Origin of the sequence: Caldimonas sp. KR1-144 (genome assembly GCF_049446155.1) — a bacterium.
Classification (GTDB): Bacteria; Pseudomonadota; Gammaproteobacteria; order Burkholderiales; family Burkholderiaceae_C; genus Rivibacter.
This window is the reverse complement of the sequence record NZ_JBMSEE010000002.1, coordinates 467,394-479,767: the sequence shown is the minus strand read 5'-3', so window position 1 is coordinate 479,767 and position 12,374 is coordinate 467,394. Positions and strand designations below refer to the sequence as shown.

The window sequence follows — 12,374 nt, the reverse complement described above, 5'->3', positions numbered from 1 at the left end:
GCTCAGTGGCAGGCGCACGAGCCGCCGCAGCCGCCGGCGCTCGACCCGCCCTCGCCGCCCGAGGCAGACGACGCCGAGGCCGGCGCGGCGGGCGCCTCGGCCTTCGAGCTCGCTTCGGCGGGCTTGGCCGACGGCGCGGCCGACGCGCCGCCGCTTGGGTTGCGGAAATCGGTCACGTACCAGCCCGAACCCTTGAGCTGGAAGCCGGCCGCGGTGAGTTGCTTGCGAAACGTGGCGGCGCCGCAGGCTGGGCACTCGCTCAGCTGCGGATCGGACATCTTCTGGAGCACGTCCTGCGCGTGACCGCAGGACTCGCAGCGGTAGGCGTAGATCGGCATGTGGGCCCCTGCAAAATCGAACCCGCGATTATAGGGAGGCCTTGCGCGGCCCCTGGGTTGGCGCGGCCTGGCGCCCGTGCCGGGCGCTTCAGATCGTGCCGGCCGGCACGTGGTGCGTGGCTTCCTGGCGGTTGCGCATTACCTGCGGGGCGAGCGAGCCGGCGATCATGCCGACGAAGCCGGCGATCAGGCCGGCCAGCTGGCCGGGGAATCCCTCGCCCAGCGAGCTGATCTGCGGGAAGAACACCAGCCAGGTCAGCACGCCGGCGGCGATCGAGACGATCGCGCCTTGGGTGGTGGAACGCTTCCAGTACAGGCCCATCACCAGCGGCACGAAGGCGCCGACCAGGGTGACCTGATAGGCCGACGAGACCAGGTCGTAGATCGAGGTGCCGCGCATCGCGATCGCGTACAGCAGCACCAGGGTCGCGAACACGACGATGGTCACGCGCATCGCGACCAGCGACTGGCGGTCGCTCATGTGCGGGCGCAGGTTCTTCAGGATGTTTTCGACGAAGCTGGTCGACGGCGCCAGCAGCGTCGCCGACGAGGTGCTCTTGATCGCCGACAGCAGCGCGCCGAAGAACAGGATCTGCATCACCAGCGGCATCTTCGTCATCACGAAGGTGGGCAACAGCCGCTGGTAGTCGTTCTTGGCCAGCTCCATCGCGCTGTCGCCCATCGAGACGACCGCCGCCGCGACGACGAACATCGGCACGAAGGCGAACAGGATGTAGCTCACGCCGCCGATCACGGCGCCGTTGCGGGCGGTGTCGGCGTCCTTGGCCGACATCACGCGCTGGAAGACGTCTTGCTGCGGGATGCTGCCCAGCATCATCGTGAGCCCGGCGCCGACGAAGAAGGCCATGTCGGTGAAGGTGGGCGCCGGCAGAAAGTTCCACAGCTCCTTCTGCGCGGCCATCGCGAACACCTTGTCGGCGCCGCCGGCCACGTCGGCCGCGAAGATGGCGATCACGCTCAGGCCGACCACCAGCACGATCATCTGGATGAAGTCGGTCCAGGCCACCGCCAGGAAGCCGCCGATCACGACGTAGATCAGCACCGCCAGCGTGCCGACGATCATGCCGGTGGTCTCGGACATCGCGCCGTCGGTCAGCACCGTGAACACGAGGCCCAGCGCGGTGATCTGCGCGGCGACCCAGCCGAGGTAGCTGAGGATGATCGCGCCCGAGCAGAACACCTCCACGCCCTTGCCGTAGCGCTGGCGGTAGAAGTCGCCGATGGTCAGCAGGTTCTGCTTGTAGAGCTTGGTCGCGAAGAACAGGCCCACCAGCACCAGGCAGGTGCCGGCGCCGAACGGGTCTTCGACGATGGCGTTCAGACCGCCCTGCACGAAGCGCGCCGGGATGCCCATCACCGTCTCGGCGCCGAACCAGGTCGCGAAGGTGGTGGTGACCACCATGATCAGCGGCAGTCGGCGTCCGGCGATCGCGAAGTCGGTCGTGTTCTTGATGCGGGTGCCGGCCCACACGCCGATGGCCAGCGTGCCGACCAGGTAGATCACGACGAAAGCAATGAGAGTGGCGTTCATGGGACCTGGCACCCCGAGGGCGGCTGGCAGCTGGTGACGTGCCCGGACGGCGGCCGCCCGGCGAAAGCGGGCGCGATTATGGCGGCATCATGACGGCGCCGGCACTCAGCCGATGCCCAGCAGCCACAGCCGCGCCGCCAAGGCGCCAAGCACGAAACCTGCCACCGCGAGCAGCAGCCCGCGCAGCAACCGGTTGTGGCTGCGCTGCTCGGCCAGCATGGCCTCCAGCACCGCCACCTGTCCGATGCCGGCTTGTTCGCCGTGCGCGGCGCGCGCCAGCGCGTCGTGCAGCAGCCGGGGCAGCTCGGGCACCAGCTTGGCGAAGCGCGGCGCCTCGTCGCGCAGGCGGTCGACCAGCGCGCGCCAGCCGATCTGCTCGTTCATCCAGCGCTCGAGGAAGGGCTTGGCGGTGCTCCAGAGATCCAGTTCGGGGTCCAGCTGGCGGCCCAGCCCCTCGACGTTGAGCAAGGTCTTTTGCAGCAGCACCAGCTGCGGCTGGATCTCGACGTTGAAGCGTCGCGAGGTCTGGAACAACCGCAGCAGCACCTGGCCGAGCGAGATCTCCTTGAGCGGTCGGTCGAAGAAGGGCTCGCACACCGCGCGCACGGCGGCCTCGAGCTCGTCGACGCGGGTCGTCGGCGGGACCCAGCCGCTTTCCACGTGCAGCTCGGCGACGCGCTTGTAGTCGCGCCGGAAGAAGGCGATGAAGTTGTGCGCCAGGTAATCCTTGTCGACCTGGGTCAGCGTGCCGATGATCCCGAAGTCCAGCGCGATGTAGCGCCCGAACGTGGCGGCGTCGACGCTGACCTGGATGTTCCCCGGGTGCATGTCGGCGTGGAAATAGCCGTCGCGAAACACCTGGGTGAAGAAGATCGTCACGCCGTCGCGCGCCAGCTTGGGGATGTCGACGCCGGCCGCGCGCAGCCGATCGACCTGGCTGATCGGCACGCCCTTCATGCGCTCCATCACGATGACGCCCGGCGTGCACAGGTCCCAGATCATCTCCGGCACCATCACCAGGTTGAGGCCGGCCATGTTGCGCCGCAGCTGCGCGGCGTTGGCGGCCTCGCGCACGAGGTCGAGCTCGTCGTGCAGGTACTTGTCGAACTCGGCCACCACCTCGCGCGGACGCAGGCGGCGGCCATCCGCCGAGTAGCGGTCGACCCAGCCGGCGGCCGTGCGCAGCAGCGCGAGATCGCCCTCGATCACCCTCAGCATGCCCGGGCGCAACACCTTGACGGCGACCTCGCGCCCGCCCGGCAGCACGGCGAAGTGCACCTGGGCGATCGAGGCACTGGCCACCGGCTCGCGCTCGAAGCTCGCGAATACCTGGTCGATCCGGCGGCCGAAGGCCTGCTCGATGATGGCCATCGCCGTTTCGGGCGGGAACGGCGGCACCCGGTCCTGCAGCCGGGCCAGCTCTTCGGCGATGTCGGGCGCGAGCAGGTCGCGCCGCGTCGACAGCACCTGGCCGAACTTCACGAAGATCGGCCCCAGCCGCTCGAGCGCTTCGCGCAGGCGCTGGCCGCGCGGCGCATCGAGCCGCCGTCCGACGGCAACCACGCGCGCCAGCCCGCGCAGCCAGCGCTGGCGAAAGCTCGACAGCGCGAGCTCGTCGAGCCCGTAGCGCAGGAAGACGAAGCCGATGTAGGCCAGCCGCAGCAGATGCCTCATTGCCGCGCGGCTCCGGCGGCACGCGCGGCCAGGCCGCGCAGCGCGGAAGCCACGGCGCGCCCGGCGCGCTCGAGTTCGTGCGCGACCGCAGGGCCGACCCAGCGCTCGAGGTCGCCCGCCATGTCCCAGCGCAGGTTCTCGATCAGCCAGCCGGCATCGGCGGCAAGTTGCGCGTCGCCCTCGATGCTGACCTGAGGTGCCTGGCCCGAGAACAGCCGCTGCGCAGCGGCCAGCGGCGCGTCCATCGGCAAGCCGAGCACCAGCGCGGCGGGGCCGCCCTCGGTCGGCGCCAGCGGCTCGAGCAGCCCGACTGCGCTGATGCGCCAGCGCGCCGGGGGCAGCTCGGGCAGGCCCGGCAAGGGCGTGCCGCTCGGGCGCAGTTCGACCAGCTTGCCGGCATGCGGCGCCAGCCGCGCGCAGGCACGCGGCTCGCCGGCGAGCACGTGGTTCAACGCCAACGTGAACCGCTCGTGCAAGGCGGGCGCAACGGCTGAAGTCCATTCGTGAAACATGGCGCGGATTGTAGGTTGGGGGGTCTCACACCCCTCGCGTGGGCGGTGAGGGCTCGCCGACCCCTCTGCCACAATGATTTTTCGTCGTTGGAGCGCCAGTGGACGCTCGCCCCTCCCCGGCGCGAGTCCTCACCTAGCGTCGACAGGTCACAAGGCCGCCACGGCCCGGCAAGCACGAGATGTTCGAGAGCCGAGAGTACAAGCGCACGTTCTACAGCGCTCCCCAGTCGGTGCGTTCGATGGTCGCTGCGTTCCTGGAGCCGACCATCACCGCGGGCGCGCTGCTGTTCGCGACGCAGTCGCTCGATCCGCCGATCACGCGCGCCGAGCTGGTGCTGTGCCTGCTCGTCTATGCGCTGACCTTCCCCGGCCGCAATCGCTTCATGGACCGGCCGCTCAACGCTGCGGTCGACATCGTGCTGTCATGGCTGTCGCTGCTGGCGATCCTGGCGCTGTGCGGCTACGCGACCAACAGCATGCACCTGTTCAGCCGCAACGTGCTGATCGAGTGGGCCATCGTGACCCCGCTGCTGCAGTGGTTCGCCGTGCTGCTCGGGCGCGCGGTGATCCGCCACAACGCGCTCCAGCCCAACGCGCGTCGCACGGCCGTGGTCGTGGGTGCCGGGCCGCTGGGCGTGAAGGTCGCGCGCGCGCTGACGCAGCAGGACACCGCCAACGTCGAGGTGGTCGGCTACTTTGACGACCGGCTCGACGACCGCCTGGACAGCGCCGCGTCCTCGCGCCGCCTCGGCGGCCTGGCCGAGGTGGCCGACTACGTGCGGACCAAGGGCGTGCGAGAGGTCTACATCACCTTGCCGCTGGGTTCGCAGCCGCGCATCCAGCAGCTGCTCGGATCGCTGCAGGGCACCACCGCATCGCTGTTCTTCGTGCCCGACGTGTTCGGCGCCAGCATCATCCAGGGCCGCCTGCAGGACGTGAACGGCGTGCCGGTCGTCGGCATCTGCGAGACGCCCTTCACCGGCACCAACGAGCTGACCAAACGCATCTCCGACATCGTGCTGGCGAGCATCATCCTGGTGCTGATCTCGCCGCTGCTGGTGGCCATCGCCATCGGCGTGAAGCTGAGCTCGCCCGGGCCGATCATCTTCAAGCAGCGCCGCAACGGCCTCGACGGCGAGGAGATCGTCGTCTACAAGTTCCGCTCGATGCGCGCGCTCGACGACGGCGCGGTGGTCAAGCAGGCGACGCGCGGGGATCCGCGCATCACCCGCTTCGGCGCGTTCATCCGCCGCACCTCGCTCGACGAGCTGCCCCAGTTCATCAACGTGCTGCAGGGCCGCATGAGCATCGTCGGCCCGCGCCCGCATGCTGTGGCGCACAACGAGCTTTACCGTGCGCTGATTCGCGCCTACATGGTGCGCCACAAGGTCAAACCCGGCATCACCGGCTGGGCGCAGGTCAACGGCCTGCGTGGCGAAACCGAGACGATCGAGAAGATGCAGGCCCGCGTCGAGTACGACCTTGAGTACCTTCGCAACTGGTCGCTCGGACTGGACCTGCAGATCATCGCGCGGACCGTCTGGTTGGTGCTCGCGGACCGCCAGGCCTACTGAACTGCAGCCTGCAGCGAGCGCCGCCGCCCTTCGTCGACCACCACGAGCACGAGGAGAACCACGATGACGATCCGCTCCCTTGGCACCTCGCCCCGCGGCGTACCGTTTGCGCTCGGCACGCTGGCCGTTGCCGCGCTGGCGGCCTGGTCCGGCGCGGCACGCGCGCAGAACTTGCCGCCGCCGCTGCAGCCGGGTCCCGAGAGCTCCAGCCCCTACTACCTGCGCGTCTCGGAGACGCTGACCTACGACTCGAACGTCTTTCGCGTGCCCGAGTCCTTGGGCGAACGCCGCGATGGCATTTCGTCGACGGCCCTGACGGCGGGCCTCGACCAGCACCTCGGCCGCCAGCGCCTGCTCGGCATCGCCACCGTGCGCGGCAACGTCTTCAAGAACAACGACCAGCTCAACAACACCGGCTACGACCTGGGCGCGCAGCTTAACTGGGAAGCCGCCTCGCGCTGGGCCGGCGACGCGCGCGTGAACTTCTCGCAGACGCTGGCGCGTTTCGAAGACTACGGCTCGCAGACGCAAGTGACCTCGGGCAAGAACCAGGAAAAGGTCGCGCTGGCCGCGCTGCGCGCGCAGTACGGCCTGTTCTCGCTGTGGAGCATCGAAGGCACCTACAACCACTTCGATATCAACTACTCGGCCGACACCTTCGCCAACCGCGAGCGCACCAGCGACCAGGCCGGCCTGGGTGTGAAGTTCCGCCCCAGCGGCCTTTGGACCTTCGGCCTGAACTGGCGCGAAACGCGCGGCGAGTATCCGCAGTACCGTGAGGTCGGCGGCGTCACCGAAAAGGACGAGTACGACCGCACCGACATCGACCTGACCGCACGCTACTTCGCGACCGGCCTCAGCACCTTGTCCGCGCGGCTGAGCCACACGTCTGAAGAGCACTCGATCGACAGCACGCGCGACTTCAGCGGCGTCACGGGCGAGATCCGCTGGGACTACCAGGCCACCGGCAAGCTGGGCATCTCGACCACGCTGGCGCGCGAAACCGGTTCGGGCTCGTCTTCGAGCAGCTTCGGCGACACAACGAGCTACCTGACCGACAGCCGCCTGACCAATCGCCTGACCGTCAATGCGCGCTGGAATGCCACGGCCAAGATCCAGGTGCGTGCCGGCGCCATTCTTGCGCGCGACAAGTTCGACGATCAGTTCACCTCGATCACGGTGAATGGCCAGGTGGTCAGCGCCAGCGGCCAGACCGCCGACTCGCGCACCTACAGCCTGTCGGCCCTGTACGCCGCCACCCGCAGCATCAACTTCGAGTGCGGCGCGCGCTACCAGAAGCGCGACCCGATCATCACGTCGGGCTCGACCTTCCTTGGCTACACGGCGAACACGGCCTACTGTGCCGGCGCCCTCACCCTCCAGTAGGACGCATGACGAAAATCCTGCTGACCGGCGCCACCGGCTACATCGGCTCGCACACCTGGCTGGCCCTGGTCGACGCCGGATTCGAAGTCGTCGGCGTCGACGACTTCTCCAACAGCGCGCCGGCCGTGCTGCCCCGCATCGCCCGGCTCTCGGGCCGCGAACCGGTGTTCGAGCGGCTCGATGTCGGTGATACGGCCGCGCTGAGCGCGCTGGTCGCGCGCGAGCGCATCGATGCGGCGGTGCATTTCGCGGCATCCAAGGCAGTGGGCGAGTCGATGGAGCAGCCGCTCGCCTACTTCCGCAACAACCTGGGCGGCCTGATCTCGACCGCTCAGGCGCTGCAGGCCAATGGCGTGCATTGCTTCGTGTTCAGCTCGTCGGCCACGGTGTACGGCACGCCCGAGGCGCTGCCGATCCCCGAGAGCGCGCCGCTGTCCACGGCCAACCCCTACGGGCTGACCAAGCTGCACGGCGAACAGTTGCTGCGCGAGCTCGAGCGCTGCGACCCGCGCTGGCGCATCGCCTACCTGCGCTACTTCAACCCCGTCGGCGCGCACGAAAGCGGCGACATCGGCGAAGACCCGCGCGGCACCCCGAACAACCTGATGCCCTACGTGGCCCAGGTCGCGATCGGCCGCCGCGAGCGGCTGCAGGTGTTCGGCGGCGATTACCCGACGCCCGACGGCACCGGCGTGCGCGACTACGTGCACGTCATGGATCTCGCCGAAGGCCACGTCGCGGCGCTGCGTCGGCTGCTCGACGGTGCCGACTCGATGACGGTGAACCTCGGCACGGGCCGCGGCCACAGCGTGCTGGAGGTCGTGCGCGCCTACGAGCGCGCCAGCGGCCGGCGCGTGCCCTACGACATCGCGCCGCGGCGCCCCGGCGACGTGGCCGCCTGCTATGCCGATGTCGGCCTCGCCGCACGCCTGCTGGGCTGGCGCGCGCGCCGCGACCTGGCGGCGATGTGCGAAGACTCCTGGCGCTGGCAGTCGAAGAACCCGCAGGGCTACGCCTGACGGGCGGGCCGAAGCCCGCGCTCAGGCGGGCGCGGCCTGGGCGGGCGCGACAAACCGCTGCGCGAGCCGGTGGCCGGTGCGGCGCATCGGCCGCTCGACAAAGTGGTACGACGCCATCGACAGGGCGAGCATCATCGGCACCGCGATCAGCGCCACCTGCGGCCAGCTGTCGTTCGGGAAGGCTTCGCGCACGACCGACACCGCGAACCAGTGATAGAGGTAGAGCGAGTAGCTGATCTTGCCGCAGTAGACCATCAGCGGCTGCGTCAGCGCCGCGTTGAGCAGCCCGCTGGGCGGCCTGGCGAACAGGTGCGCAAACACCGGGATCAGCGCGAGCCCCTGGATCGAATAGCGCCAGGTCTCGCGGAACGTCGGGTCGCGGTACAGCAGCGAGAAAAGCATCAGGCCCGCACCGCCGACGATCACCATCGGCCACGACCCCAGGCCCCGCACGATCCTGGCCGCCGCCGCGGAGTTGGTGGCGTTCGAGACCGCCAGGAACACGGCCACCAGACAGCCGTAGGCGATGGAATCGATTCGCGTGTCGGTGGCCTCGGACGTGCGGATTGTGTTGAGCTGCTCGATGCCGATCGCGCTCACGACCGCGAAGCGCCACGCCAGCGCAACCACGCACACGCCGACCAGCACGCCCAGCAGCAGCTTCAGACGCCGGCGCAGCAGCAGCACGATGAACGGGAACAGGATGTAGAAGTGCTCCTCGACCGCAAGCGACCACATGATCGACAACGGCTGTTCGACGGTTTGGTCGCCCCAGTTGAAGTAGATGTGGTAATAGTTCGCGAAGTACAGCAGCGCAGCGACGACGTCGCGACCAGGGATCGGATTGCCGAGCGCAGCGAAAGCCGCGACGGTGAGCGCGAGGTAGACGAACAGCGCCGGCGCCAGCCGGAACACGCGCCGCGTGTAGAACGCGGGCAGCGAGATGTCGTCGCGCGCCTGGGCTTCGCGCAGCAGCATGCGCGTGATGATGAAGCCCGAGATGAAGAAGAAGATGGTCACGCCCAGGTTGCCCGGCACGATGCGTTCGAGCCCGAGGTGCGAGAACACGACCAGCAGGATCGACACCGCCCGCAGTCCGTCGAGCGCGGGAAGGTACTCCTCGCCCGAGCTGCCGCCCCCGCTGCGGCGGGGAAGCGAAGCGGCGCTGGGCTGCGACAGTGAAGCGGGGGGCAGGACGATGCTCATGATGCTGAGGCACGCGGCGTCTGAGGACGGGCGGCACTGTGAGGTCTGTGCCGAGCACACGACCGGGACCGCGACCGTTGTCGGTGTAACGGATCGAATCAGGGATCGCAATCCCGTGGCTCAGCGAGCCGGATGCCGGTGGCGCGCCCTGCGGGTCAGTCGGGCGCCGGTGCCGCGCCTTGGTCGGCGGCCGGAGCCATGCGCCGGCGCCAGCGCGTCTTGACCCAGTCGACGAGGCCGAAGCGCGCCAGCAGCTTGCGGCCGCCGTTGTGCAGGCCGACCGTGGCCAGTCTCATCAGGCGCAGGTAGGCGCCCTTCAGGCTCGGCACGAAGAGGTAGACGTCCGATTCGTCGATCACCTCGCTGGACAGGCGGCGCTTGTACTCCGCGTCGCCGCTGCCGAAGTCGATCCTCGTCGCGTCACGCGAGGCGCACAGCGACTCGATCAACTGGATCCAGACGTAGATGCCGACGCGGTCGTCGCGGTACTGTGGATCGAAGGCGGTGGTTTCGCCGAAGAACGTGCCGCCATAGGCGTGGCCGGCGACGTAAGCGCAGGGCACACCGCGCACCCGCAGCACATAGACCCGCAGCCAGCCGCGCTCGGCGGCGGCCAGCCACCACGCACGCGTGTGCGGGGTCGGTTTGAACCCGACGCCCAGCGTGCGCTGGTAGCTCAGCCGCGCCACGCTTTCGACCGCCTGCATGGCCTCGTCGACCTGTTGCGCGTCGCGGTAGCAGACGACGTCGAACTGCCCGTCGTACTTCTTGCGAAAGCGACTCAGCGTGCGCTTGATGTCGCGCTTGCTGGCGTCGCTGCGCTGCGCGAGATAGGCCTCGAAAGACTCGGGCAGGTCCAGCCGGTAGTGGATGTGCGGCACGATGAACGGGTCGCGCGCGAGCCATCCGGGCTCGGTCGAGACGGCTCGATAGAAGCTCGAGCCAGTGGACAGGTGGGTCAGCTTGACGACGTCGGCGCCCCGTGCCGGCAAACGGCGCAGGCATTCGCGCCAGAGGAGGCTGGACGCACCGGGGTCCGGCTCGCCGACGACGCCTCCGTTGGCGACGGTGAGCACGCGCGAGCGCGTGGTCCATAAGCGCAGGTAGCCGATGCGCCAGCGAAACTCGGTTTCGGCAACGTGACCGGCCAGCATCGCGACCGGGCTACCGTTGCGCAGCATCGCCATGAACCACGGCTGGCCGGATTCGCCGGCTGCCGCGGCGTGGCCGATGGCGTCGACATCGGCCTCGACATGCGACTGCGCGCTGCGGTAGTAGCCGAGCAGGGGCCCGAGCTCTTCGGGCGATGTCGCGCAGCGGAACTCGACGCCGGTTGCGTCGGGCAGCGACAGGGGCATGGCGGCAGTCGTCACGGGCAAGGCAATGAGTGGCGCCGGGGCCTGCGCCCCGACCGAAAGCATCACGCTATCCGCCTCACGTCGCCGTCGCAAGCGCCCACATGCGGGCCTCATGGCGGGGGTCAACTGCAACCGATTGCAACCAGCGACGCCTCTGCCGCGGCAATTCCATCGATTGGTTCCCCTTGAACATGGGGGAGGACGCGACCGACTGGGCCTCTGTGAAGGCATGCAAAGCCCGCCAAACATCCCGTAACGAAGCGCGGCGTTCGTTTACGGCGGCCGCTCCGGCCGCCCGTAGTCTTCGCTCCCGAAAGACAAGTTGTCTTCGGTGCCTAGCGCTCAGACCCCGGTCTGACAACACCGATAGGCAGTGCATCGCGGTCTACGTTCCCCGTCACACCGACAGTCGTCGGTCTCTCGCCTCAAGCACTGCGAAGCCCCGTCGGGACAGCCCGACGGAGACCCTTTCTGAATTCGCAAGAAGCGAGAGCCAAATGACGACGACTGCCTACCAACGTACCAAACGACTCGCCGCGCTGGCCCTGGCCTGCGCCACCCTGGCCGCCTGCGGCGGCGGCGGCGGGGACAGCACGGCCACCGAAGACGGTGATGGCCGCGGCAAGCCGAGGCCTACCAAGCCGTCGGCCCCTGCGCCCGCTCCGGCCCCTGCACCCGCTCCGGCCCCTGCACCCGCTCCGGCCCCTGCACCCGCTCCGGCTCCTGCGCCCGCTCCGGCTCCTGCACCCGCTCCGGCTCCTGCGCCCGCGCCGGCTCCTGCGCCCGCTCCGGCTCCTGCGCCCGCCCCGGCTCCGGCCCCCGCCCCGGCTCCGGCCCCCGCGCCCGCTCCGGCCCCCTCGGTCAAGCAGATCGCCTCGTCGGACATCTTTGCGCAGGTCAACCCGGCCAACACCTTCTCGACCTACTCGTACAACGTCTCTCACGAGTGCGCCGGTCAGACGGGCACCTTCGCCAATCTGTCCGAGACCGGCATCCACGCCTCGCTGCTGAGCGACCTCTACGGCTCGCTGCGCTTCGGCAAGGTCGCTGACCCGACCGACAGCAGCCGCAAGGTTCTGGCTGTGCGCGCCAACGTGAACGACCCACTGATCTACAGCGCTCCGCGTTGCGAAATGAGCTGGGCCTCGTCCAACACGGCGACCCGCCTGCAGATCGGCCAGGATGTCTGGTTCGCGTTCGGCCTGAACCTGCCGAACTGGACCACGACCACCGAGGAAGGAATCATTGCCCAGTGGCACGAGTCCGGCCCGACGGTCAACCCGTTCATGGCGATCGCGGTCAAGGGCAGCCGGCTCAAGCTGACGATTCGCTACAACGCGAACACGTCGCCGACGCAGTCCACGAACACGGTCCAGGTCTTCGACCTGCCGGGCGATCTGCCGATCAACAAGTGGTCTTACTACGTGGTCAAGGCGAAGGTGTCCTGGGAGGACAGCAAGAACCCGTACATGAAGATCTGGCGCGACGGCACGCAGATCTTCGACTACAAGGGCAAGATCGGCTACAACTCGACGGCCACGCCGTTCATGAAGTTCGGCCTGTACCCCTGGGGCTACAACACGTCGAGCAACCTGTGGACGGCGTCGGTCCCGACCAAGACGCTGCTGTTCCGCACGCCGACCTACGTGCGTGACCTGTCCGGCGTCTACACGGAAGCCGACATCCGCGCCCACGTCGCCGCGCGCTGACCCGAGGCGGCCCCGCCGCCAGGCACATCACGCCACCCACGAAATC

Annotated in this window: 10 protein-coding genes; 4 read left to right on the top strand and 6 right to left on the bottom strand. The window is 68.8% G+C overall.

Translation table 11 applies throughout. The features are described 5' to 3' along the window. Positions 1–2: 2 nt before the first annotated feature. The 4 genes from ACO2TI_RS06300 to ACO2TI_RS06285 all read right to left on the bottom strand — a co-directional run bounded on the left by ACO2TI_RS06300 (position 3) and on the right by ACO2TI_RS06285 (position 4,076). On the bottom strand, positions 3–338 hold the full coding sequence (locus ACO2TI_RS06300) for an FmdB family zinc ribbon protein (protein WP_423282833.1): 336 nt from the start codon (positions 336–338) through the stop codon (positions 3–5). Between the two features lie 88 nt (positions 339–426). Continuing rightward, positions 427–1,890, bottom strand: coding sequence for a sodium:solute symporter family protein (locus ACO2TI_RS06295; RefSeq protein ID WP_423282831.1), 1,464 nt, complete (start codon positions 1,888–1,890; stop codon positions 427–429). A 105-nt stretch (positions 1,891–1,995) separates the two neighbouring features. Beyond that, complete coding sequence (gene ubiB / locus ACO2TI_RS06290; RefSeq protein WP_423282830.1) at positions 1,996–3,564, bottom strand: ubiquinone biosynthesis regulatory protein kinase UbiB; 1,569 nt, start codon at positions 3,562–3,564, stop codon at positions 1,996–1,998. Next, positions 3,561–4,076 carry a hypothetical protein gene (locus tag ACO2TI_RS06285; RefSeq protein WP_423282828.1) on the bottom strand — a complete coding sequence of 172 codons (516 nt, stop codon included), beginning with the start codon at positions 4,074–4,076 and terminating at the stop codon, positions 3,561–3,563. The genes ubiB and ACO2TI_RS06285 overlap by 4 nt, the downstream gene beginning before the upstream one ends. A 179-nt stretch (positions 4,077–4,255) precedes the next feature. Between ACO2TI_RS06285 and ACO2TI_RS06280 the strand changes: the two genes are divergently transcribed. The 3 genes from ACO2TI_RS06280 (at position 4,256) to galE (ending at position 8,055) form a co-directional block, all read left to right on the top strand. Further along, positions 4,256–5,650: an undecaprenyl-phosphate glucose phosphotransferase gene (locus ACO2TI_RS06280; protein ID WP_423282826.1), complete on the top strand. Its 1,395-nt coding sequence runs from the start codon at positions 4,256–4,258 to the stop codon at positions 5,648–5,650. A gap of 63 nt (positions 5,651–5,713) precedes the next feature. After that, positions 5,714–7,036, top strand: coding sequence for a hypothetical protein (locus tag ACO2TI_RS06275; protein ID WP_423282824.1), 1,323 nt, complete (start codon positions 5,714–5,716; stop codon positions 7,034–7,036). A 5-nt stretch (positions 7,037–7,041) separates the two neighbouring features. Further along, on the top strand, positions 7,042–8,055 hold the full coding sequence (gene galE / locus ACO2TI_RS06270; RefSeq protein WP_423282823.1) for a UDP-glucose 4-epimerase GalE: 1,014 nt from the start codon (positions 7,042–7,044) through the stop codon (positions 8,053–8,055). A 21-nt stretch (positions 8,056–8,076) separates the two neighbouring features. Here the strand turns inward: galE and ACO2TI_RS06265 are convergent, their stop codons facing one another. Both ACO2TI_RS06265 and ACO2TI_RS06260 read right to left on the bottom strand, forming a co-directional pair. Beyond that, a complete protein-coding gene (locus ACO2TI_RS06265) occupies positions 8,077–9,261 on the bottom strand; it encodes an acyltransferase family protein (RefSeq protein ID WP_423282821.1) in 1,185 nt (394 codons plus the stop codon). Positions 9,262–9,416: 155 nt separating this feature from the next. Continuing rightward, on the bottom strand, positions 9,417–10,619 hold the full coding sequence (locus tag ACO2TI_RS06260; RefSeq protein ID WP_423282819.1) for a GNAT family N-acetyltransferase: 1,203 nt from the start codon (positions 10,617–10,619) through the stop codon (positions 9,417–9,419). 497 nt (positions 10,620–11,116) lie between these two features. Between ACO2TI_RS06260 and ACO2TI_RS06255 the strand changes: the two genes are divergently transcribed. Then, a complete protein-coding gene (locus tag ACO2TI_RS06255) occupies positions 11,117–12,328 on the top strand; it encodes a heparin lyase I family protein (RefSeq protein ID WP_423282818.1) in 1,212 nt (403 codons plus the stop codon). Positions 12,329–12,374: the final 46 nt, after the last annotated feature.

Coding starts and splice junctions, on each gene's coding strand:
- ACO2TI_RS06295 (WP_423282831.1), bottom strand. CDS start 1,890: ATGAACGCCACTCTCATTGCTTTCGTCGTGATCTACCTGGTCGGCACG.
- ACO2TI_RS06300 (WP_423282833.1), bottom strand. CDS start 338: ATGCCGATCTACGCCTACCGCTGCGAGTCCTGCGGTCACGCGCAGGAC.
- ACO2TI_RS06280 (WP_423282826.1), top strand. CDS start 4,256: ATGTTCGAGAGCCGAGAGTACAAGCGCACGTTCTACAGCGCTCCCCAG.
- ACO2TI_RS06260 (WP_423282819.1), bottom strand. CDS start 10,619: ATGCCCCTGTCGCTGCCCGACGCAACCGGCGTCGAGTTCCGCTGCGCG.
- ACO2TI_RS06285 (WP_423282828.1), bottom strand. CDS start 4,076: ATGTTTCACGAATGGACTTCAGCCGTTGCGCCCGCCTTGCACGAGCGG.
- galE (WP_423282823.1), top strand. CDS start 7,042: ATGACGAAAATCCTGCTGACCGGCGCCACCGGCTACATCGGCTCGCAC.
- ACO2TI_RS06275 (WP_423282824.1), top strand. CDS start 5,714: ATGACGATCCGCTCCCTTGGCACCTCGCCCCGCGGCGTACCGTTTGCG.
- ACO2TI_RS06265 (WP_423282821.1), bottom strand. CDS start 9,261: ATGAGCATCGTCCTGCCCCCCGCTTCACTGTCGCAGCCCAGCGCCGCT.
- ACO2TI_RS06255 (WP_423282818.1), top strand. CDS start 11,117: ATGACGACGACTGCCTACCAACGTACCAAACGACTCGCCGCGCTGGCC.
- ubiB (WP_423282830.1), bottom strand. CDS start 3,564: ATGAGGCATCTGCTGCGGCTGGCCTACATCGGCTTCGTCTTCCTGCGC.